Consider the following 25161-nt stretch of genomic DNA (forward strand, 5'->3'; position numbering starts at 1 on the left):
CGGCGGCCGCGTTGACGCGGTCGCGAGTCGACTGCACAGGCGTCGCCGGGGCGCTGGAACGTCATCAGGTGACGACGAAGTCGAGACTCGCGAGCGCCAGCCCGGCGCCGAGGATGGCGATCTGCACCGGGCCGACACCGGCGTTGCCGTTGGCGTCGTAGTACAGCGCGCCGCTCGTGGTGTCGTAGACGACGAAGTCGTCGGCGTCGGCAGCTGCGGAGAAACCAGCGCCGGAGCGGAACGAGCCGGCGACCAGGGTGCCGGTGCTCAACAGTGAAGTGAAGATCGCGTTCTCGAGTTCGATCGTGTCGTCGAGGACGTTGAAGTCGCCGACCGTGTCGCGGTTGGTCGCGGCGTTGGGCAGGGTGTCGAAGCGGAAGATGTCGGCGCCGACACCACCCGTCAGACTGTCGTTGCCGAGACCGCCGAGCAGGGTGTCGTTGCCGGCACCGCCGTCGACGGTGTCGTTGCCGGTGCCGCCTTCGATCCGGTTGGCGAGGCCATCGCCGCTGAGGGTGTCGGCGTAGGCCGAGCCGACGAGGTTCTCGATGCCGGTGAGAGTGTCGCTGCCGGAGCCGCCGGTCGCGGTGCCGGTGGCGAGGCTGGCGGTGACGCCGCTGCCGCTGACGCCGTAGAGGTAGCTGGCGGTGTCGGTGCCGCCGGCACCGTCGAGGACGTTGGCGCCGGCGCCGGCGTAGAGGAGGTTGGCGAGAGCGTTGCCGCTCAGGCTCGCTGCGCCCGCGGCGAGGATACGGCCGTTCTCGACGTTGGCGCCGAGGGTGTAGGCAGCGAGGTAGCTGAAGACCTGGTCGATGCCGCCGGTGGTGGCGTTGGCGTTGGTCTCGCTGACGCTGTCGCCGGCGTGGTCGACGTAGTAGAGGTCGGCGCCGTCGCCGCCGACCAGGCTGTCGGCACCGCTGCCGCCCCAGAGGGTGTCGTTGCCGGCGCCGCCGTCGAGGCTGTCGTTGCCGGCGCCGCCATTGAGGAAGTCGTTGCCTTGCGCGCCGTTGAGGCGGTTGGCGTTGGCGTCGCCGGTGAGGGTGTCGTCGTAGGTGGAGCCGCTGAGGTTCTCGATGCCGGCGAGGGTGTCGCTGCCGGAGCCGCCGGTGGCCTGGGCGCCGAGGATGGCGAGGCTGACGCTGACGCCGCTGCTGGCGCCATAGAGGTAGCTGACGGTGTCGTTGCCGCCGGCACCGTCGAGGAGGTTGGCGCCGGTGCCGGCGTCGAGGAGGTTGTCGAGGGTGTTGCCGGTGAGGGTGGCGGCGCCGGTGGCGAGGATGCGGCCGTTCTCGATGTGGGTGCCGAGGGTGGTGCTGGCGAGGTAGCTGAGGACCTGGTCGGTGCCGCCGGTGGCGGCATTGGCGTTGGTCTCGCTGACGCGGTCGCCGGCGTCGTCGAGGTAGTAGAAGTCGGAGCCGTCACCGCCGACGAGGCTGTCGGCGCCGCTGCCGCCCCAGAGGCGGTCGTTGCCGGCGCCGCCGTCGAGGGTGTCGTTGCCGGCGTCGCCATTGAGGAAGTCGTTGCCGTCGGCGCCGCTGAGGAGATTGGCGTTGCCGTCGCCGCGCAGGGTGTCGTCCCAGGTCGAACCGCTGAGGTTTTCGATGGCAATCAGGATGTCACTGCCGGAGCCAGCGGTCGCCTGCGCGCCGGCGACGGCCAAGCTGATGCTGACGCCGCCGCTGGCGCCGTAGAGGTAGCTGACGGTGTCGTTGCCGCCGGCGCCGTCGAGGACGTTGTGGCCGCTGCCGGCGTAGAGCAGGTTGTCGAGGGCGTTGCCGCTGAGGTTGGCGGCGCCGCTGGCAAGGATGCGGCCGTTCTCGACGTGCGCCGTGAGGGTATAGGTGGCGAGGGTGCTGAAGACCTGGTCGGTACCGCCGGTTGCCGGGTCGACATTCGTCTCGCTGACGCTGTCGCCGGCGTCATCGACGTAGTAGGAGTCGGAGCCGTCGCCACCGATCAGCGTATCGGCACCGGTGAGGCCGTTGAGCGTGTTGGCGCTGCCGTTGCCGGTGAGGAGGTTGTTGAGGGCGTTGCCGGTCAGGTTGGCGCCACCGGCGAGAAGGAGACCATTCTCGACGTTGGCGACGAGAGTGTAGGCGGCCAGCGAGCTATTCACGGTGTCGCTGCCACCCGTCGCCGGATCGGCGTTGCTCTCGCTGACCTGGTCGCCGGCATGGTCGATGAGGTAGAGGTCGGAGCCGTCGCCACCGATCAAGGTGTCGGCGCCGGCGCCACCGTCGAGGGTGTCGTTGCCGCCCGCGCCGTTGAGCTTGTTGGCGTTGCCGTCCCCGCCAAGGCTGTCGGCGTTGCCCGACCCGCTGAGGTGTTCGATGCCGATGAAGATGTCGTTGCCGGAGCCGCCACTGGCGGTTCCGCTCGTGAGGCTGGCGGTGACGCCCAGCCCACCGCTGACGCCGTAGAGCCACGAGAGGGTATCGACGCCGGCGCCACCGCTGATCGTGTTGTCACCGGTTCCGGCGTAGACAAGGTTGTCTAGGTCATTGCCGACGAGAGTGGCTGCCGTGCTGACCAGAATGCGCCCATTCTCGACGTTGCCGGGCAGCGAAAACGCGCTCAGCCAGCTATGGACGGTGTCGCTGCCGCCGCTGACGGGGTCGCCATTGGTTTCGCTGATCTGGTCGCCGACGTCGTCGACGACATAGACGTCGGCACCGTCGCCGCCGGAGAGACTGTCTGCGCCCGTTCCGCCGTTGAGGGTATCGGCACCGCCCCCGCCAACCAGCGTGTCGTTGCCAGCGGCACCGGCCAGGAGATTGTTGCCGACTCCGCCAGTGAGAAGGTTGTCGAACTTGTTGCCCGTGAGGTTGGCGGTTGCCGTGGCAAGAATGCTGCCGTTCTCGACGTTTGCGGGCAGCGTATAACCAGGCAGCAGGCTGTAGACGAGATCAACTCCGCCGCTGATTGGATCGGCGTCGGTCTCGATGACCTGATCGCGCAGATGATCGACCGTGTAGGTGTCGGATCCATCGCCGCCTGTGAGCGTGTCGATGCCGGCGCCACCGTCGAGGGCATTGGCGTCCGTGTTGCCGACGAGAAAGTTCGCCAGCGCATTGCCGGTAAGGTTCGCCGGCCCGTCCGCGAGAATCAGCCCATCTTCGACATTGGTCGGCAACACATATGCGGGGAGGAAACTGCATACCAGATCAATCTCGCTGCTCGTCGCCCCGCTCTCGATGACCTGGTCGCCTACATCGTCGACGTAGTACGTGTCCCAGCCGCCGCCGCCGCTCAGGCTATCGGCACCGGCAGCGCCGTCCAGGAAGTCATCGCCGGTGCCGCCATCGAGCCGGTTGCCGTTTTCGTCACCGGCCAGGACGTCATCGTTGGCCGAACCGATCAGGTTCTCGATGCCGGTGAAGGTGTCGGTACCGGACCCGCCACTCGCCGTTCCCGTGGCCAGACTCGCGTTCACACCACTTCCGATCGCAGCACCATCGGCCCATGAAAGCGTATCGTTGCCGTCATGGCCTGCGATCACGTTATCGCCGATTCCTGCGAAAAGCAGGTTGTCAGCGCCGTTACCGCTCAGGCTGGCGACGCCGGTCGCGACGATGCGGCCATTTTCGACATTGGCACTCAGCGTATGGGCAGCAGCCAGGCTGAGCACGAGATCGACGCCGCCGGCGGCGGTGGCGTTGGTTTCGACGACCAGGTCGCTCGCGCTGTCGACCGTGTAGGTGTCCGACCCGTCGCCGCCGTCGAGCGTGTCGTCACCCGCGCCGCCATCGAGCGTGTCGTTGCCGGCGCCGCCGATGAGGCCGTCGTTGCCGCCGGCCCCGGCCAGCGCATTGTTGCCGGCGCCGCCGGTGAGCACGTTGTTCCCGTCGTTGCCGGTCAGGTTGGCGGCACCGCTGGCGAGAATCAGCCCGTTCTCGACGTTGGTGTCCAGCATGTAGGCTGACGCCTGACTTTGCACGAGATCGACGCCGCCAGCCGTGCTGCCATTGGTTTCGACCACCAGGTCATTCGTGCTGTCGACCGTGTAGGTGTCCGACCCGTCGCCGCCATCGAGCGTGTCGGTGCCGCTGCCGCCATCGAGCGTGTCGTCGCCAGCAGCGCCGATGAGGCTGTCGTTACCGCCGGCACCGGCCAGCATGTTGTTGCCCGCGCCGCCGGTGAGCACGTTGCCCAGACCATTGCCGGTCAGGTCGGCGGCACCGCTGGCGATGATCAGCCCGTTCTCGACATTGGCGCCAAGCGTGTAGGCGGCGAGCGTGCTGTGCACGAGGTCGAGACCGCCGGCGACCGTGCCGTTGGTTTCGACCACCCGGTCACCCGCGTCGTCCACGCCGTAGGTGTCCGACCCGTCGCCGCCGGTCAAGCTGTCCGCCCCCGTACCGCCATCGAGCGTGTCATCGCCGGCACCGCCAATGAGGCTGTCGTTGCCACCGGCTCCGGCCAGCGCGTTGTTGCCGGCGCCGCCAGTGAGTAAGTTGCCCGCGTCGTTGCCGGTCAGGTTGGCGGCGCCACTGGCGAGGATCAGCCCGTTTTCGGTGTTGGCGCCGAGCGTGTAGGCGGCCAAGGCACTTTGCACGAGATCGACGCCGCCGGCGACGGTGGCGTTGGTTTCGACGACCAGGTCGCTCGCGCTGTCGACCGTGTAGGTGTCCGATCCGTCGCCGCCGTCGAGCGTGTCGTCACCGGCGCCGCCATCGAGCGTGTCGTTGCCGGTGCCGCCGGCGAGCATGTTGTCGCCGGCGTCGCCCGTCAGCCGGTCGTTCCCCGCCGAACCGTGCAGGTTTTCGAAGCCGCTGAAGCTGTCGTTGCCCGAGGCGCCGGTCGCGATGCCGCTGAGCAGGCTGGCGGTAACGCCGGCAGTGGACGCGGTGTCACCCCAGGAAACGGTGTCGTTGCCGGCGTCGCCGAACAAGGTGTTGTTGCCTTCGCCCGCGTAGAGGATGTTGTTCTGGCTGTTGCCCGCCAGGCTGGAAAAACCGGACTTACGGATACGGCCTTCCTCGACATTGGCCGGCATGGTGTACGCGCTCAGGTAGCTGAGGACGGTATCGATGCCGCTGCCGGCGGCAGCTTCGATCACCTGGTCGCCCCCGTCATCCACGGTATACACGTCTGCGCCGTCGCCACCGCCAAGGTTGTCGGCTCCCGCGCCGCCGTCGAGCCAATCTCCGCCTTCGCCGCCGTCCAGGCTGTCCGCCCCGGCATCGCCGAAGAGGAGGTCGTTCCCTTCACCCCCGAGGAGGGTATCGCTCCCGCCGGAGCCCCAGAGCGAGTCGTCGCCGGCCAGCCCAGCCAGGACATCGTCGTCCGAGTTGCCGACCAACCGGTTGCCCAGCGCATTGCCGTCGATGCGCATCCCCGGCGTCGTGGTGGTCAGATGCGCGATCTCCACGTTGGCGGGCAGCACGTAGGTGCCGGCTGCGGCGAGCGCCACCGCCACGGAGTCGTACCCTCCATCGACGGCTTCGATGACCAGGTCGGCGAGCGAGTCGACCACGTAACCGTCGTTGCCGGCCAGACCTTCGAGCGTGTCGGCACCCAGGCCGCCGTTCAGCGTGTCGCCGGCCGCTGTGCCGACCAGCGAGTCGTTGCCGGTGGTGCCGTCGACCCAGTCGGTCGCTGTGTAGATATCCTGAGTGAAGGGGTTGGCGAGAGCGACCACATGGATCAGGTTGCCGGCAACCGCGCTGCCGTCGCCGCCGGAATCGGCACTTCCCCAGGTGACGAGCAGACCGTCGGCGCGCAGCGCGGCAAAGGCGTACGCCGTGGAAAACAGCTGCACGACGTCGTTCGTCCCGTCGAGCTGCGCCGCGACCGCGGAACTGTTGCCACCGTACGACGAATCCCCCCAGGTGACCACCGAGCCGTCGGCGCGCAGCGCGGCAAAGGCGCTACTCGTCGAAAACACCTGCACGACGTCGATCGTCCCGTCGAGCTGCGCCGCCACCGCGAGACTGTTGCCGCCGTACGACGAATCGCCCCAGGTGACCACCGAGCCGTCGGCGCGCAGCGCGGCAAATGCGCGCTCCGTCGAAAACACCTGAACGACGTCGTTCGTCCCGTCGAGCTGCGCCGCGACCGCGGAACTGTTGCCACCCCACGACGACAACCCCCAAGTGACCACCGAACCGTCGGCGCGCAGCGCGGCAAAGGCGTACCCCGTGGAGAACATCCGCACGACGTCGATCGTCCCGTCGAGCTGCGCCGCGACCGCGGAACTGTTGCCCCCCCCGGACGACGACGACCCCCAGGTGACCACCGAGCCGTCGGCGCGCAGCGCGGCAAAGGCGTCCGCCGTCGAAAACACCTGCACGACGTCGATCGTCCCGTCGATATCCTCCTCGACCTGGAAACTGCTGCCGCCGAACGACGAATACCCCCAGGTGACCACCGAGCCGTCGGCGCGCAGCGCAGCAAAGGCCAACTCCGTCGAAAACACCTGCACGACGTCGTTCGTCCCGTCGAGCTGCGCCGCGACCGCAGAGCTGTCGCCGCCGTACGACGATTCGCCCCAGGTGACCACCGAACCGTCGGCGCGCAGCGCGGCAAATGCGTACCGCGTCGAAAACACCTGCACGACGTCGTTCGTCCCGTCGAGCTGCGCCGCGACCGCGGAACTGTTGCCGCCGGACGAGTAAGACCCCCAGGTGACCACCGAACCGTCGGCGCGCAGCGCGGCAAAGGCCAACTCCGTCGAAAACACCTGCACGACGTCGTTCGTCCCGTCGAGCTGCGCCGCGACCGCGGAACTGTTGCCGCCGGACGACGACGACCCCCAGGTGACCACCGATCCATCGGCGCGCAGGGCGGCGAAGGCCTTCTGGTTGGAGAAGATCTGTGTGACGTCGATCGCGCCGCCAATCTGCGCAGCGACGGTGCTGCTGTCGCCACCGTACGCGGCATCGCCCCAGGTGACGACCGAGCCGTCGGCGCGCAGGGCGGCGAAGGCCTTTTCGTTGCGCCATTCGCCCAGGCTGTGGCGGGGGAAGGCGAGCGGTTGCTGCGCGATGGTCATGCCGAGCAGGCCGCGCCAGTGCGGCGCGGCGAGCGGTGGCGTGCGCACTGCGCCGACGTCGAGCCGCCAGGCGCCGCCGAGGTCGGCGTGGCCGACGGGGGTCGAGGAGGCGGCGACCGGGGCGCCGAGGGCTGCGGCGAGGGTTGCGACGAAGGCGCGGCCGCTCTCGCCGTCACCGACGGCGCAGGCGTAGAGCTGCAGGTCGGCGTCGGCGGCGAGCGAGTCGCCGATCGCCGCGAGGTCGGCGGCGCGCGTGGCGAGCGTGCCGGCATCGACTTCGCCGGCGCCGAGCCGGATCGCGCCCGGCCGGCCGTGCGCGAGGATGCGGATCGAGGCGACTTCGCCCTGCCCCGCCAGCGCCCGCCGGATCTGCCGCAGGCCGTCTTCGTCGGCGCCGATCAGGCGCCATGGGTGGTGGGCATCGAGACCCGTCAGCAGTGCCGGCCGATCGGCGACGCGGTGATCGACGAATATCCAGTTGGTGCGCATTGGGCGGCTCCTGGGTCAGGGGTTCACGAGCGACCGGGTGGACGCTGCTGCGGCTGGTGCCGCCGGCGACCGGCCCGGCCGCGAACGGCGGGGATGTGGTGATGCAGAGCCGCGAAGCCGCGCCGCGGGGCCGGTCGCGGCTTGGGCGCGGTGGTGCGGCTGCCGTCGGGCAACGGGCCGGGCGGGGTGGCGGGCGCGATTCATGTGACGAGGAAGTCGACATTGGTGAGCGCCAGGCCGGCGGCGAGCGTGGCGATCTGCACCGGGCCGGCGCCGATGTTGCCGTTGGCGTCGTAGTAGAGCGCGCCGCTGGCGGTGTCGTAGATGAGGTAGTCGTCGGCGTCGGCAGCGGTGGTGAGGCCGGCACCGGAGCGGAACGAGGTGGCGGCCAGCGGGCCGTTCGGCAGCGAGGTGAAGATGGCGTTCTCGAGTTCGATGGTGTCGTCGAGGACGTTGAAGTCGCTGATCGTGTCGCGGTTGGTCGCGGCATTGGGCAGCATGTCGAAGCGGAAGGTGTCGGCGCCGAGGCCGCCGCTGAGGGTGTCGTTGCCGTTGCCGCCGCTGAGGAGGTTGGCGCCGCCGTCGCCGCTGAGGGCGTCGGCGTAGGCCGAGCCAACGAGGTGCTCGATGCCGGTGAGGGTGTCGCTGCCGGAGCCGCCGGTGGTCTGCGCCCCGGCAACGGCGAGGCTGACGCTGACGCCGCTGCTGGCGCCATAGAGGTAGCTGACGGTGTCGTTGCCACCGGCGCCGTCGAGGAGGTTGTTGCCGGTTCCGGCGTAGAGGAGGTTGGCGAGGCCGTTGCCGCTCAGGCTCACTGCGCCGGTGGCGAGGATGCGGCCGTTCTCGACGTTCGCGCCGAGGGTGTAGGCGGCGAGGTAGCTGAAGACCTGGTCGATGCCGCCGGTGGTGGGGTTGGCGTTGCTTTCGCTGACGCTGTCGCCGGCGTGGTCGACGTAGTAGAGGTCAGAGCCGTCACCACCGCTCAGGCTGTCGGCACCGGTGCCGCCCCAGAGGGTGTCGTTGCCGGCGCCCCCTTCGAGGCTGTCGTTGCCGGCGTTGCCATTGAGGAAGTCGTTGCCCTGGGCGCCAGTGAGGCGGTTGGCGTTGCCGTCGCCGGTGAGGGTGTCGTCGTAGGTGGAGCCGCTGAGGTTCTCGATGCCGGTGAGGGTGTCGCTGCCGGAACCGCCGGTCGCCTGGGCGCCGGCGATGGCGAGGCTGACGCTGACGCCGCTGCTGGCGCCATAGAGGTAGCTGACGGTATCGTTGCCGCCGGCGCCGTCGAGGAGGTTGGCGCCGGTGCCGGCGTCGAGGAGGTTGTCGAGGGCGTTGCCGGTGAGATTGGCGACGCCGGTGGCGAGGATGCGGCCGTTCTCGATGTGGGCGCCGAGGGTGGTGCTGGCGAGGTAGCTGAGGACTTGGTCGGTACCGCCGGTTGCCGGGTTGGCGTTGGTCTCAGTGACGCTGTCGCCGGCGTCATCGACATAGTAGAAGTCGGAGCCGTCACCACCGATCAGGCTGTCGGCACCAGTGCCGCCCCAGAGGCGGTCGTTGCCGGCGCCGCCGTCGAGGGTGTCGTTGCCGCCACCGCCATTGAGGAAGTCGTTGCCTTGCGCGCCGCTGAGGCGGTTGGCGTTGCCGTCGCCGGTGAGGGTGTCGTCGTAGGTGGAGCCGGTGAGGTTCTCGATTCCGGCGAGGGTGTCGCTGCCGGAGCCGCCGGTCGCTTGCGCGCCAGCAAGGGCGAGGCTGACGCTGACGCCGCTGCTGGCGCCATAGAGGTAGCTGACGGTGTCGTTGCCGCCGGCGCCGTCGAGGAGGTTGTTGCCGGTGCCGGCGTCGAGGAGGTTGTCGAGGGCGTTGCCGGTGAGGTTGGCGGCGCCAGTCGCCAGGATGCGGCCGTTCTCGATGTGGGTGCCGAGGGTGTAGGCGGCGGCGTAACTGAAGACCTGGTCGGTGCCGCCGGTGGCGGGGTTGGCGTCGGTCTCGCTGACGCTGTCGCCGGCGTCATCGACGTAGTAGAAATCGGAGCCGTCACCACCGATCAGGCTGTCGGCACCGCTGCCGCCCCAGAGGCGGTCGTTGCCGGCGCCGCCGTCGAGTGTGTCGTTGCCGGCACCGCCGTTGAGGAAGTCGTTGCCCTGCGCGCCGCTGAGGACATTGGCGTTGCCATCACCGGTGAGGGTGTCGTCGTAGGTCGAGCCGCTGAGGTTCTCGATGGCGATCAGCGTGTCGCTGCCGGAGCCGCCGGTGGCCTGTGCGCCGGCAATGGCGAGGCTGGCGCTGACGGCGCTGCTGGCGCCGTGGAGGTAGCTGACGGTGTCGTTGCCGCCGGCGCCGTCGAGAACGTTCGCGCCGATTCCGGCGTGGAGCAGGTTGTCGAGGTCGTTGCCCGTCAGGTTCGCGGCGCCGGTGGCGAGGAGGCGGCCGTTCTCGACGTGCGCGGTGAGCGTGTAGCTGGCGAGATAGCTGTAGACGAGGTCGCTGCCGCCGGCGGCGCCGGCGTTGCTTTCGCTGACGCCATCGCCGCCGTGTTCCACGTAGTAGGTGTCGGAACCATCTCCGCCGCTCATGCTGTCGGCGCCACTGCTGCCGTTGAGCGTGTCGTTGCCGTCGCCGCCGGCGAGCGTGTCACTGCCGGCGCCACCGTTCAGGGTGTCGTTGCCCTCTTCGCCGGCAAGGGTGTCGTTGCCACTGCCACCGTTCAAGGTGTCGTTGCCCTGCTCGCCGGCGAGACTGTCGTTGCCGGCATCGCCGGCCAGGAGATCGTCGCCGGCGCCCCCGTGCAGGGTGTCGTTGCCCTCCTCGCCGGCGAGCTGGTTGGCAGTGTCGTTGCCGGTGAGTTCGTTGTCGAGGGCGTTGCCGCCCAGGTTGACCTCGGGCGTCGTGTTGGCGACGCGCGCGTGCTCGACGTGCTCGGGCAGGAGATAGGTGTCGCCGGCGAGGAAAGCGACATCGACGCGGTCGATTCCGGCGCCGGGTTGCTCGACGACGATGTCGGTGAGGACATCGATGACGTAGCGGTCGTTGCCGGCAAGGCCGGCGAGGATGTCGGAACCGGCCAGGCCGTCGAGGACATCGTCGTCGGCGGTGCCGACGAGATGGTCGTCGCCGTCGGTGGCGGTGCGCCGCTTGACGTCGATGCTCATCGTGTTCGGCGTCGGGTCGAGATCGGCGCCGCCGTTGGCGGTGCCACCGTCGTCCTGCACCTGGAAGCTGAACTGCGCGTAACCGTCGCCGCTGTCGTCGCCCGCCGGGGTGAAGACGAGGTTTCCGGCGGCGAGGTCGGCGACGCTGATCGACTGACCGGCGCTGACCGGAACGCCGGCGAGGGCCAGGCTGCCGGCCCCGGGCAGCGTGCTGATGCGTACCGCGAGCAGGGCGTTGGCGGGACTGTCGACGGAGTCGGTGAAGCCGAATTCGGTCAGCGCGAAAGCGTGGCCGCTGCCCTGACGGACATGGACCGTGTGGTCGGCGCCCTCGGGTGCGTCATTCGCCGACAGCAGGTCGATGGTGATCCGGTTCGGCGTCGGGTCGAGATCGGCGCCGCCGAGAGCGGTGCCGCCGTCGTCCTGGATCTGGAAGCTGAACTGCGCGTAGGCGGCGCCATGCACGTTCGCCGCCGGCGTGAAGACGAGCTGGCCGGCGGCGAGGTCGGCGGCGCTGATCGACTGGCCAGCGGTCACCGGGTTGCCCGAGAGGCTCAGGCTGCCGGCTGCGGGCAGCGTGTCGATGCGCACCGCGAGCAGGGCGTCGGCCGGCGTGTCGGAGGGATCGGTGAACGGGAAGTCGGCGCTGCTGAAGGTGTAGGCGGCATCCTCGGCAACGGGCACGCTGCGGTCACTGCCTGAGGGGGCCTGGTGAAACGAGTGGCTCGGGTCGGCGGCCAGCGAGAGGTCGTCGGAGAATGGGGTGGCGATGCCGATCACGTCGCTCCACGGGCTGCCGAGGGCGCTCAGATCGCCGCCAGCCGACGAGTCGCCCCAAACGACCAGCGAGCCGTCGGCGCGCAGCGCGGCAAAGGCCCTGTCCGTCGAAAAAACCTGCGTGACGTCGATCGTTCCGTCGAGCTGCGTCGCCACCGCGGCACTGCTGCCGCCGTAATGCGCATACCCCCAAGTGACGACCGAGCCGTCGGCGCGCAGCGCGGCAAAGGCCCCTTCCGTCGAAAAGACCTGCGTGACGTCGATCGTTCCGTCGAGCTGCGCTGCCACAGTGGAACTGTTGCCGCCGTACGAGTCATTCCCCCAAGCAACCACGGACCCGTCGGCGCGCAGCGCGGCAAAGGCGTACACCGTCGAAAACACCTGCGTCACATCGATCGTCCCGTCGAGCTGCGCCGCCACGGTGGAACTGTTGCCGCCGTACAACGAATCCCCCCAGGTGACCACTGAGCCGTCGCCGCGCAGTGCGGCAAAGGCGCCATCCGTCGAGGCCACGTCAACCACGTCGACCGCCTCGGTCGTGCCATCGAGCAGCGGTGCGACGCCACTGATGTCGCCCCCACGCGATGCTTGGCCCCAAGCAACGACCGAGCCATCGTCGTGCAGTGCCGCAAAAGCGGTGCGCGTGGCAAACACGCGCACGACGTCGGACGTGCCATCGATTTCACCGGAGACGGCGCTGCTGTCGCCGCCGTACGAGGCATTGCCCCAGGTGACGACCGAGCCGTCGACACGCAGCGCGGCAAAGGCGTACCCCGCCGAAAACACCTGCGTCACGTCGATCGTCCCGTCGATCTGCGCTGCCACGGTGGAACTGTTGCCGCCGAACGACGAATCCCCCCAGGTGACCACCGAGCCGTCTGCGCGCAGCGCGGCAAAGGCCCCTTCCGTCGACAGCACCCGCGTGACGTCGATCGTCCCGTCGAGCTGCGCCGCGACCGCGGAACTGTCGCCACCCCACGGCGACAACCCCCAAGTCACCACCGAGCCGTCGGCGCGCAGCGCGGCAAAGGCGTACCCCGCCGAAAACACCTCCGTGACGTCGCTCGTCCCGTCGATCTGCGTCGCCACCGCGGAACTGTTGCCACCGTACGAAGAACTCCCCCAGGTCACCACCGACCCGTCGGCGCGCAGCGCGGCAAAGGCTCCCTGCTTCGTCGAAAACACCTCCGTGACGTCGTTCGTCCCGTCGAGCTGCGCCGCCACCGTGGAACTGTTGCCGCCGGACGACGAATCCCCCCAGCTGACGACCGAGCCGTCGGCGCGCAGCGCGGCAAACGCGCGCCCCGTCGAAGCCACCTGCGTCACGTCGATGGTGCCGTCGACCGGCGGCGCTTGGCCGATGCTCCCGCCCCGAGCAGAGTTTCCCCAGACAACCACCGAGCCGTCGGCACGCAGCGCGGCGAAGGCGCCGTGCGTCGAAAACACCTGCGTGACGTCGATCGTCCCGTCGACCTGCGTCGCCACGGCGGAACTGTTGCCACCGTACGAGTCATTCCCCCAAGTAACCACCGACCCGTCGGCGCGCAGCGCGGCGAAGGCGTAGTCCGTCGAAAAGACCTGCGTGACGTCGATCGTTCCGTCGAGCTGCGTCGCCACGGCGGAACTGTTGCCACCGTACGAGGAGCCATTCCCCCAAGTAACCACCGAGCCGTCGGCGCGCAGCGCGGCAAAGGCCCCTTCCGTCGAAAAGACCTGCGTGACGTCGATCGTTCCGTCGAGCTGCGCTGCCACAGTGGAACTGTTGCCGCCGTACGAGTCATTCCCCCAAGTAACCACGGACCCGTCGGCGCGCAGCGCGGCAAAGGCGCCGTCGGTCGCGAACACTTCGGTCACATCGATCGTCCCATCGAGCTGCGCCGCGACCGCGGAACTGTTGCCACCGTACGAAGAATATCCCCAGGTGACGACCGACCCGTCGGCGCGCAACGCGGTGAACGCGAACGGAGCCGAAAACACCTGCATGACGTCGTTCGTCCCGTCAAGCTGCGCTGCCACTGCGGAACTGTTGCCGCCGTACGACGATTCTCCCCAAGTGACAACCGAGCCGTCAGCGCGCAGCGCGGCAAAGGCGAAACGCGTCGAAGACACCTCCAGCACGTCGATCGTCCCGTCGATCTGCGCCGCGACCGCGGAACTGTTGCCACCGTACGAAGAATGCCCCCAGGTGACCACCGAGCCATCGGCACGCAGTGCGGCAAAGGCGAACAGCGTTGAAAACACCACCCTCACGTCAATCGTCCCGTCGAGCTGTGCCCCGACGGGAAGACTGAAGCCACCATCACCGCCCCAAGTGACCAGCGACCCGTCGGCGCGCAGCGCGGCAAAGGCCGATTCCGTCGAAAAGACCTCCCGCACGTCGATCGTCCCGTCGAGCTTTGCCGCCACCGCGAAACTGTCGCCCCCGTACCTCGAATCCCCCCAGGTGATCACCGAGCCGTCGGCTCGCAGCGCGGCGAAGGCGCCCACCGTTGAGCACACCCGCATCACGTCGTTGGCACCGCTCAGCTGCGCCGCCACCGCGGAACTGTCGCCCCCGTACCTCTGACCCCCCCACGTCACCACAGCCCCATCGGCGCGAATGGCAGCAAAGGCGTTCCCGTTGACCGATTCACCCGAGCTATGCCCCGGAAAAACCACCGCCACCCGCTCGGTCACCAACACGTCATCGGCAAACGGATCCGCCACCCCGACGACATCCCGCAGCCGGTCCGCGACCGCACTGCTGTCACCCCCCGCAGCCGCATCGCCCCAGGTGACCAGCGAGCCATCCGCCCGCCGCGCGGCAAAGGCGTTGTTCGTCGAGAACACCTCCCGGACATCGAGAGTCCCGTCGAGCTTGGCCGCAACCGTCGAGCTGTCGCCGCCGGAGGCTGCCGATCCCCAGGTCACGACCGAGCCATCGCCGCGCAGCGCGGCAAAGGCGCCGTCGGTCGCGAACACTTCGGTCACATCGATCGTCCCGTCGAGCGCTCCCGCGACCGGCGAACTGTCGCCGCCCGACGACGAGTTCCCCCAGCTGACCACCGAGCCGTCGGCGCGCAGCGCGGCAAAGGCGCGCCCGGTCGAAAACACCTGCGTCACGTCGATCGTGCCGTCGAGCAGCGCGGCGACGGCGCTGCTGTCGCCGCCTTCCCCCGGACTCCCCCAGGTGACGACCGAGCCGTCGGCACGCAGCGCGGCAAAGGCATGCGAGGTCGAGAAGACCTGCACGACGTCGATCGTCCCGTCGATCTGCGCCGCGACCGCGCCGGCGTCAGCGCTGTAGGCGGGGGCTCCCCAGACCACCAGCGAACCGTCGCGGCGCAGCGCGACGAAGGCGCCGACGTTGGCAAAGACGCGCACGACGTCGATCGTCCCGTCGAGTTGCGCGGCGACGGTAGCGCTGTCGCCGCCATAGGTCGCCGATCCCCAGGTGACGACCGAGCCGTCGGCACGCAGCGCGGCGAAGGCCTCGCTCGTCGCCGCGACCTGCGTGACGGCGATCGTCCCGTCGAGCTGCGCGGCGACGCTGCTGCTGTCGCCGCCATGGCCGGAATAGCCCCAGGTGACGACCGAGCCGTCGGCACGACGCGCGGCAAAGGCGCCGGCGCTGGAGCACAGCTCGATCACATCGATCGTCCCGTCGAGCTGCGCCGCCACCGCGGAACGACTGCCGCCGTACACCGAGTGCCCCCAGGTGACGACCGAGCCGTCGGCGCGCAGCGCTGCGAAAGCGAGCTCCGTCGAAAACACCCGGGTGATGTCGATCGTGCCGTCGATCTGCGCTGCCACGGCCGAACTGTCGCCGCCCGACGAAGCATCGCCCCAGGTGACGACCGAGCCATCGGCGCGCAGTGCGGCAAAGGCGGACAGCGTCGAAAACACCTGCCGCACGTCGAGCGCGCCGCCGAGTTGCACCGCGAGCGCGGAACTGTCGCCACCGGAGGCGGCATCGCCCCAGGTGACGACCGAGCCGTCGGCGCGCAGCGCGGCGAAGGCCTTGGCGTTGCGCCATTCGCCGGGGCTGTGGTTGGGAAAGGAGAACGGCAGCCGGGCAATGGTCATGCCGAGCAGGCCGCGCCAGTCCGGCGCAGCCAGTGGTGGCGTGCGCACTTCGCCGACGTCGAGCCGCCAGGCGCCGCCGAGATCGGCGTGGCCGACGGGGGTCGAGGCGGCGGCGACCGGGGCGCCGAGGGCTGCGGCAAGCGCGTCGACGAAGGCGCGGCCGGCTGCGCCGTCGCCGACGGCACAGGCGTAGAGTTGCACATCGCCACCGGCAGCGAGCGCCCGGCCGATCGCCGCGAGATCCTCCGCGCGGCCGGCGAGCGAGCCGGCATCGACCGCGGCCGCACCGAGCAGGATCGCGCCCGGTCGACCGTGCGCGAGGAGGCGGATCGAGGCGAACTCGCTGCGCCCGTCAACGGCGGCGCGGAGCTGCCGCAGGCCGTCCTCCTGCGCACCGAGCAGCCGCCATTCGCTGTTGGTGGGCAGACTCGCGACGAGCGCCGGGCGATCGGCAACGCGGTGATCGATGAGGACCAGGGTTCGCTTCATTGCATTCCTCCGGGGTGTGTCAGGTCATGGTGTGCTGGCCGACCCGGGCGCGGTGGGCGACGAAGCCCGCCGCCGGCGGGGTTCGCCGCGTGCGCGGGTCTGGCCGGGAATCTGCTGCGCGTGCCGCGGTCGCTGTCGGAGTGGCTGTGCGAGTGGCTGTGCGGCGGTTGCAGCGCGGACGCGAAGGCGGCGGCGAAGCCGCCGACCGAGCGCGATGCACGCGAACCGCATCCGAGCACAGAACCCATCCTCCCGCAGAAAACACTCGCCAGGGACGAACCAAGGCGGCGCGCCCGAACGGTGGGCCGCTGCCGCCACCGGGAATCCGGTCGGCGGCTGGCGGTGTTGCCGGGGATCGAATCTAGCAGAAGGGCCAGCGTCGTGGGGCAGCGATTTGCTTCTTACGTGGATCATACAGGGCGGGCTCTGGCACAGCCGGTGGCCGCCGCGGGACGGGCTCGCGATGGGGCTGCTCCGGCTTTGCCCGCGGCGCTTTGGCTGACCGCCACTGCCGCCGGCGAGCGGCGGCAGTGGCGGCGGACTTCAGGTGACGAGGAAGTCGAGGTGGCTCAGGGCGAGGCCACTGGCGAGCGTGGCGACCTGCACCGGGCCGGCGCCGGTGTTGCCGTTGGCGTCGTAGTAGAGCGCGCCGCTGGTGCTGTCGTAGATGAGGTAGTCGTCGGCGTCGGCGGCGGCGGTGAGGCCGGCGCCGGAGCGGAACGAGGTGGCGGCCAGCGGGCCGTTCGGCAGCGACGCGAAGATCGCGTTCTCGAGTTCGATGGTGTCGTCGAGGACGTTGAAGTCGCTGATCGTGTCGCGGTTGGTCGCGGCATTGGGGAGCGTGTCGAAGCGGAAGATGTCGGCGCCGAGGCCGCCGGTGAGGGTGTCGTTGCCGTTGCCGCCGCTGAGGAGGTTGGCACCGCCGTCGCCGCTGAGGGTGTCGGCGTAGGCCGAGCCGACGAGGTTCTCGATGCCGGCGAGGGTGTCGCTGCCGGAGCCGCCGGTGGCGGTGCCGCTGGCGAGGCTGGCGGTGACGCCGCTGCTGGCGCCGTAGAGGTAGCTGGCGGTATCGTTGCCGCCGGCACCGTCGAGGAGGTTGTTGCCGGCGCCGGCGTAGAGGAGGTTGGCGAGGGCGTTGCCGCTCAGGCTGGCGACGCCGGTGGCGAGGATGCGGCCGTTCTCGATGTGCGCGCCGAGGGTGTAGGCGGCCAGCGAGCTGAAGACCTGGTCGATGCCGCCGGTGGCGGGATTGGCGTTGGTCTCGGTGACGCTGTCGCCGGCGTGGTCGATGTAGTAGAGGTCGGCGCCGTCGCCACCGCTCAGGCTGTCGGCACCGGTGCCGCCCCAGAGGGTGTCGTTGCCGGCGCCGCCGTCGAGGGTGTCGTTGCCGGCACCCCCATTGAGGAAGTCGTTGCCCTGGGCGCCGCTGAGGCGGTTGGCGTTGCCGTCGCCGGTGAGAGTGTCGTCGTAGGTGGAGCCGCTGAGGTTCTCGATGCCGGTGAGGGTGTCGCTGCCGGAGCCGCCGGTGGCTTGTGCGCCAAGGATGGCGAGGCTGACGCTGATACCGCTGCTGGCGCCATAGAGGTAGCTGACGGTGTCGTTGCCGCCGGCACCGTCGAGGAGGTTGGCACCGGTGCCGGCGTCGAGGAGGTTGTCGAGGGTGTTGCCGATGAGGTTGGCGACGCCGGTGGCGAGGATGCGGCCGTTCTCGATGTGGGCGCCGAGGGTGGTGCTGGCGAGGTAGCTGAGGACCTGGTCGGTGCCGCCGGTTGCCGGGTTGGCGTTGGTCTCGCTGACGCTGTCGCCGGCGTCGTCGACGTAGTAGGAATCCGAACCTTCGCCGCCGACCAGGCTGTCGGCACCGCTGCCGCCCCAGAGGCGGTCGTTGCCGGTGCCGCCGTCGAGGGTGTCGTTGCCGGCGTCGCCATTTAGGAAGTCGTTGCCCTGCGCGCCACTCAGGCGGTTGGCATTGGCGTCGCCGCGCAGGGTGTCGTCCCAGGTCGATCCGCCGAGGTTCTCGATGGCGATCAGGGTGTCGCTGCCCGAGCCGCCGGTGGCCTGCGGAGCGGCGATGGCGAGGCTGACGCTGACGCCGCTGGTGGCATCGGCGTAGCTGGCGGTGTCGCTGCCCGCGCTGCCGGAGAGCGTGTCGTTGCCGGCACCACCGGTGAGCGTGTCGTTGCCGTTGCCGCCTTCGAGGCGGTTGGCGTTGCCGTCGCCGGCGAGGCTGTCGTCCTGGTTGGAGCCGATGAGGTGCTCGATCGACATGAGGGTGTCGCTGCCGGAGCCACCGGTCGCCTGCGCGCTGGCGACGGCCAAGCTGATGCTGACGCCGGCGCTGGCACCGTAGAGGTAGCTGACGGTGTCGTGGCCGCCGGCGCCGTCGAGGACGTTGTGGCCGCTGCCGGCGTAGAGCAGGTTGTCGAGGGCGTTGCCGGTGAGGTTCGCGGCGCCGCCGGCGAGGATGCGGCCGTTCTCGACGTGCGCCGTGAGGGTGTAGGTGGAGAGGTAGCTGTAGACCTGGTCGGTGCCACCGGACGCGGGGTTGGCGTTGGTTTCGGTGACGTTGTCACCGGCGTGGTCGACGTAGTAGAGGTCGGAGCCGTCGCCGCCGAGCAGGCTGTCGGCACCGCTGCCGCCCCAGAGGCGGTCGTTGCCGGTGCCGCCGTCGAGGCTGTCGTTGCCGGCACCGCCGTCGAGCGCGTCATCGCCGCTGCCGCCTTCGAGGCGGTTGGCGTTGCCGTCGCCGGTCAGGGTGTCGGCGAAGGCGGAGCCGACGAGGTTCTCGATGCCGATGAGCGTGTCGAGGCCGGCGCCGGATGTGTTCTGTGGCACACCCTGCGTGGCGAGCGTGACGGTGACACCACTGCCCGCGTCGCTGTAGCGCGCCGTGTCGGTCCCCTGCCCTCCGAGCAGCCGGTCGTCGCCGGCACCGCCGGCGAGCGTGTCGTTGCCTGCGCCGCCATCGAGGGTGTCGTTGCCGCCAAGACCCTCGAGCGTGTTGTCGTTCGGGCCGCCAGGCAGGTGGTCGTCGCCGTCCCCGCCGACCAACGGCCTGACATCGATCGTGATGGCGTTCGCCGATGGATCGAGGTCGATGCCGCCACCGACGGTGCCGCCGTCATCCTGCACCTGGAAGCTGAAGTTGGCGTAGGCGTTGCCGCTGGCGTTGGCGGCCGGCGTGAAAACGAGGTTGCCGGCGACGATGTCGCTGGCGGTGATCGTCTGCCCGGGGCTGACGGCAGCGCCCGAGAGGGTGAGGCTGCCGGCGACGGGCAGCGTGCCGATGCGCACGGCGAGGAGTGCGTTGGCAGGGGTGTCGGTTGCGTCGCTGAAGCCGAAGTCGGCTGCATCGAAGACGTAGGGGTTGTCTTCGTAGGTGCTGACCGTGTTGTCGGCGCCCGACGGCGCGTCGTTCACCGGCGTCACGTCGATCGTGATGAGGTTCGGCGTCGGGTCGAGGTCGGCGCCGCCGTCGGCGGTGCCACCGTCATCCTGGACCTGGAAGCTGAAGCTGGCGGAAGCGTTGCCGCTGGAGTCGGTGGCCGGGGTGAAGACGAGCTGGCCGGCGGCGAGGTCGGCAACCGAGATGGACTGTCCGGGCGTGACGGGGATGCCGGCGAGGGTCAGGCTCCCGGCAGCGGGCAGCGTGCTGATACGCACGGCGAGGAGCGCATTGGCGGGACTGTCGGCCGCGTCGCTGAAGCCGAAATCGGCCGTGGAGAAGACGTAGGGGTTGTCTTCGCGCGTGCTGACGGCCTTGTCGGCGCCCGAGGGAGCGTCGTTGACCGGTGTCACATCGACCGTGATGAGGTTCGGCGTCGGGTCGAGGTCGGCGCCACCGAGGGCAGTGCCGCCGTCGTCCTGGACCTGGAAGCTGAAGGTCGCGTAAGCGTTGCCGCTGGCGTTGGCGGCCGGGGTGAAGACGAGCTGGCCGGCAGCGAGGTCGGCAACCGAGATGGACTGCCCGGGCGTGACGGGGATGCCGGCGAGGGTCAGGCTGCCGGCCTCCGGCAGCGCGTCGATGCGCACGGCGAGCAAGGTGTCGGCCGGCGTGTCGGAGGGATCGGTGAACGGGAAGTCGGCGCGGGTGAAGGTGTAAGCGGCATCCTCGGCGACGAGCACGCTGCGGTCGCTGCCGGACGGCGCATGGTGAAACGAGTCGTTTCGGCCGGCAGCCAACGAGAGGTCGTCCGAGAACGGCGTGGCGAGGCTAATGATGTCGTCCCTTGGCGGCCTTACAAGAGCGCTCAATTCGCCGCCAGCCAACGGACTTCCCCAGACCACCAGCGAGCCGTCTGCGCGCAGCGCGGCAAAGGCACGCCCGGTCGAAAACACCTGCTTCACGTCGATCGTTCCGTCGAGCTGTGCTGCCACTGCGGAACTGTTGCCGCCCGACGACGAATCGCCCCAGGTAATGACCGAGCCATCGGCGCGCAGCGCGGCAAAGGCGTACCCCGTCGAAAACACCTGAGTCACATCGATCGTGCCGTTGAGCTGTGCAGCCACCGTGGAACTGCTGCCGCCGTACGACGAATCCCCCCAAGTGACGACCGAACCGTCTTCGCGCAGCGCGGCAAATGCCCAGTCTGTTGAAAACACCTGCGTGACGTCGTTCGTTCCGTTGAGCTGCGCCGCCACGCTCGAACTGTTGCCACCCCGTGACGAATCTCCCCACGTGACGACCGAGCCGTTTGTTCGCAGGGCGGCAAAGGCATATTCCGTCGAAAATATTTCCGTCACGTCGATCGTCCCATCCAATTGCGTCGCCACCGCGGACCTATTGCCGCCGTACGACGCATGCCCCCAGGTGACGACCGAGCCATCGGCGCGCAGCACGGCAAAGGCACTGCGCGTCGAACACACCTGGGTAGCGTCATTCGCCCCGTCGAGTTGTGCCGCGACCGCGGAACTGTCGCCGCCAGACGTTGGGTCGCCCCACGTCACGACCGACCCATCGGCGCGCAGCGCCGCAAACGCGTATTGCGTCGAAAACATCTGCGTGACGTCGTTCGTTCCGTCGAGCTGCGCTGCCACGCTCGAACTATTGCCGCCGAACGACGCTTCACCCCACGTGACGACCGATCCATCGGCGCGCAGGGCGGCAAATGAGTACGGTGTCGAAAATACCTGCGTGACATCGAGTGTGCCGTCGAGTGCGGCCGCGACCACCGAACTGTTGCCGCCCCACGACGAATCCCCCCAAGTCACTATCGAGCCATCGGCGCGGAGTGCAGCAAAGGCGTATGGCGTCGAAAACACCTGCGTGACCTGCATCGTACCGTCGAGTTGGGAAGCGACCGCGGAGCTGTCGCCCCCGGACGACCGATCACCCCAGGTGACGACCGATCCGTTGGCGCGCACTGCGGCGAAGGCGTCGTTGGTCGAAAACACCTGCGTCACCCCGATCGTTCCGTCGAGCTGTGTCGCTACCGCGGAGTTGTCGCCCCCGTAGTAGGAATCCCCCCAGGTAACCACCGACCCATCAGCCCGCACTGCGGCAAAGGCCCGGACCGTCGAAGACACCTGCATGACGTCGACGGTGCCGTCGAGTGGCGGCGCCTGATGGATGCGCCCGTTCTCCACCTCAGACGGGTCGCCCCAGACGACCACCGAGCGATCGGCGCGCAGCGCAGCAAAGGCGCGGCTGGTCGCAAACACCTGCATGACGTCGATCGTTCCGTCGAGCTGCGCCGCCACCGCAGAACTGTTGCCACCGGACGACGAATCGCCCCAGGTAACGACCGAGCCATCGGCGCGCAGCGCGGCAAAGGCGGAGTACGTCGAAAACACCTGCCTGACGTCGATCGTCCCGTCGAGCTTAGCCGCCACCGCGGAACTGTTGCCACCGCGCGACGAGTCCCCCCAGGTGACGACCGAACCGTCGGCACGCAGCGCGGCAAAGGCGTAAGCCGTCGAAAAAACCTCCAGCACGTCGATCGTCCCGTCGAGCCGCGCCGCGACCGCAACACTGTTGCCGCCGTACGACGAATCCCCCCAGGTGACCACCGAGCCGTCGGCGCGCAGCGCGGCAAAGGCGCCATGCGTCGAAAACACCTCCCGCACGTCGATCGTCCCGTCGAGCTGCGCCGCGACTGCGGAACTGTCACCGCCGTACGACGATTGCCCCCAAGTGACCACCGAGCCATCGGCACGCAGCGCGGCAAAGGCCACTTGCGTCGAAAACACCTGCGTGACGTCGATCGTGCCGTCGAGCTGTGGCGCCACCGCGGAGCTGTTGCCGCCGTCGTCGGAATCCCCCCAGGTGACCACCGATCCGTCGGCGCGCAGCGCTGCAAACGCGTTTCGCGTCGAAAACAGCTGCGTCACGTCGATCGTCCCGTCGAGTTGCGCTACCAACGCGGAACTGTCGGCGCCGTACAAGGAATATCCCCAGGTGACGACCGAGCCGTCAGTGCGCAGCGCAGCGAAGGCGCTCGCCGTCGAAAACACTACCCTCACGTCAATCGTCCCGTCGAGTTCCCACTCGACGCGCGAACTGTTACCGCCGAACGACGAATCCCCCCAAGTGACGACCGAGCCATCGGCGCGCAGGGCGGCGAAGGCGAACGACGTCGAAAACACCTGCACGACGTCATTCGTCCCGTCGAGCTGCGCCGCCACCGCGGAACTGTTGCCACCGCTCGACGAGTCCCCCCAGGTGACGACCGAACCGTCGGCACGCAGCGCAGCAAAGGCGTACGTCGTCGAAAACACCTCCCGCACGTCGATCGTCCCATCAAGTTGCGCCGCTACCGCGGCGCTGTCGCCACCGTAGCTCGGCTCCCCCCAAATCACCACCGATCCGTCCGCACGGATCGCGGCAAACGCACCGTCGTTCCGCCACGCGCCCGAGCTATGCCCCGGAAAAACCACCGCCACCCGCTCGGTCACCAACACGTCATCGGCAAACGGATCCGCCACCCCGACGACATCCCGCAGCCGGTCCGCGACCGCACTGCTGTCACCCCCCGCAGCCGCATCGCCCCAGGTGACCAGCGAGCCATCCGCCCGCCGCGCGGCAAAGGCGTTGTTCGTCGAGAACACCTCCCGGACATCGAGAGTCCCGTCGAGCTTGGCCGCAACCGTCGAGCTGTCGCCGCCGGAGGCTGCCGATCCCCAGGTCACGACCGAGCCATCGGCGCGCAGCGCGGCAAAGGCGCCGTCGGTCGCGAACACTTCGGTCACATCGATCGTCCCGTCGAGCGCTCCCGCGACCGGCGAACTGTCGCCGCCCCACGACGAGTTCCCCCAGGTGACGACCGAGCCGTCGGCGCGCAGCGCGGCAAAGGCGCGCCCGGTCGAGAACACCTGCGTCACGTCGATCGTGCCGTCGAGCAGCGCGGCGACGGCGCTGCTGTCGCCGCCTTCCCCGGGACTCCCCCAGGTGACGACCGAGCCGTCGGCACGCAGCGCGGCAAAGGCATGCGAGGTCGAGAAGACCTGCACGACGTCGATCGTCCCGTCGATCTGCGCCGCGACCGCGCCGGCGTCAGCGCTGTAGGCGGGGGCTCCCCAGACCACCAGCGAACCGTCGCGGCGCAGCGCGACGAAGGCGCCGACGTTGGCAAAGACGCGCACGACGTCGATCGTCCCGTCGAGTTGCGCGGCGACGGTGCCGCTGTCGCCGCCATAGGTCGTCGATCCCCAGGTGACGACCGAGCCGTCGGCACGCAGCGCGGCGAAGGCCTCGCTCGTCGCCGCGACCTGCGTGACGGCGATCGTCCCGTCGAGCTGCGCGGCGACGGCGCTGCTGTCGCCGCCATGGTCGGAATAGCCCCAGGTGACGACCGAGCCGTCGGCACGACGCGCGGCAAAGGCGCCGGCGCTGGAGCACAGCTCGATCACATCGATCGTCCCGTCGAGCTGCGCCGCCACCGCGGAACGACTGCCGCCGTACACCGAGTGCCCCCAGGTGACGACCGAGCCGTCGGCGCGCAGCGCTGCGAAAGCGAGCTCCGTCGAAAACACCCGGGTGATGTCGATCGTGCCGTCGATCTGCGCTGCCACGGCCGAACTGTCGCCGCCCGACGAAGCATCGCCCCAGGTGACGACCGAGCCATCGGCGCGCAGTGCGGCAAAGGCGGACAGCGTCGAAAACACCTGCCGCACGTCGAGCGCGCCGCCGAGTTGCACCGCGAGCGCGGAACTGTCGCCACCGGAGGCGGCATCGCCCCAGGTGACGACCGAGCCGTCGGCGCGCAGCGCGGCGAAAGCCTTGGCGTTGCGCCATTCGCCGGGGCTGTGGTTGGGAAAGGAGAGCGGCAGCCGCGCGATGGTCATGCCGAGCAGGCCGCGCCAGTCCGGCGCAGCGAGTGGTGGCGTGCGCACTTCGCCGACGTCGAGCCGCCAGGCGCCGCCGAGATCGGCGTGGCCGACGGGGGTCGAGGCGGCGGCGACCGGGGCGCCGAGGGCTGCGGCAAGCGCGTCGACGAAGGCGCGGCCGGCTGCGCCGTCGCCGACGGCACAGGCGTAGAGTTGCACATCGCCACCGGCAGCGAGCGCCCGGCCGATCGCCGCGAGATCCTCCGCGCGGCCGGCGAGCGAGCCGGCATCGACCGCGGCCGCACCGAGCAGGATCGCGCCCGGTCGACCGTGCGCGAGGAGGCGGATCGAGGCGAACTCGCTGCGCCCGTCAACGGCGGCGCGGAGCTGCCGCAGGCCGTCCTCCTGCGCACCGAGCAGCCGCCATTCGCTGTTGGTGGGCAGACTCGCGACGAGCGCCGGGCGATCGGCAACGCGGTGATCGATGAGGACCAGGGTTCGCTTCATTGCATTCCTCCGGGGTGTGTCAGGTCATGGTGTGCTGGCCGACCCGGGCGCGGTGGGCGACGAAGCCCGCCGCCGGCGGGGTTCGCCGCGTGCGCGGGTCTGGCCGGGAATCTGCTGCGCGTGCCGCGGTCGCTGTCGGAGTGGCTGTGCGAGTGGCTGTGCGGCGGTTGCAGCGCGGACGCGAAGGCGGCGGCGAAGCCGCCGACCGAGCGCGATGCACGCGAACCGCATCCGAGCACAGAACCCATCCTCCCGCAGAAAACACTCGCCAGGGACGAACCAAGGCGGCGCGCCCGAACGGTGGGCCGCTGCCGCCACCGGGAATCCGGTCGGCGGCTGGCGGTGTTGCCGGGGATCGAATCTAGCAGAAGGGCCAGCGTCGTGGGGCAGCGATTTGCTTCTTACGTGGATCATACAGGGCGGGCTCTGGCA

General features: G+C 69.5%; 3 protein-coding genes. All 3 read right to left on the reverse strand.

What is annotated here, in order from left to right; translation table 11 throughout:
• Window positions 1-64: 64 nt before the first annotated feature.
• Window positions 65-7483, reverse strand: a complete 7419-nt coding sequence (locus tag V5B60_RS20600) for a DUF4347 domain-containing protein (RefSeq protein ID WP_332349792.1) — start codon at window positions 7481-7483, stop codon at window positions 65-67.
• A gap of 200 nt (window positions 7484-7683) precedes the next feature.
• Window positions 7684-15957 carry a DUF4347 domain-containing protein gene (locus V5B60_RS20605; RefSeq protein ID WP_332349794.1) on the reverse strand — a complete coding sequence of 2758 codons (8274 nt, stop codon included), beginning with the start codon at window positions 15955-15957 and terminating at the stop codon, window positions 7684-7686.
• A 543-nt stretch (window positions 15958-16500) separates the two neighbouring features.
• Window positions 16501-24729, reverse strand: a complete 8229-nt coding sequence (locus V5B60_RS20610) for a DUF4347 domain-containing protein (protein ID WP_332349796.1) — start codon at window positions 24727-24729, stop codon at window positions 16501-16503.
• Window positions 24730-25161 lie beyond the last annotated feature (432 nt).

It is taken from the genome of Accumulibacter sp., from assembly GCF_036625195.1.
Taxonomy (GTDB): domain Bacteria; phylum Pseudomonadota; class Gammaproteobacteria; order Burkholderiales; family Rhodocyclaceae; genus Accumulibacter.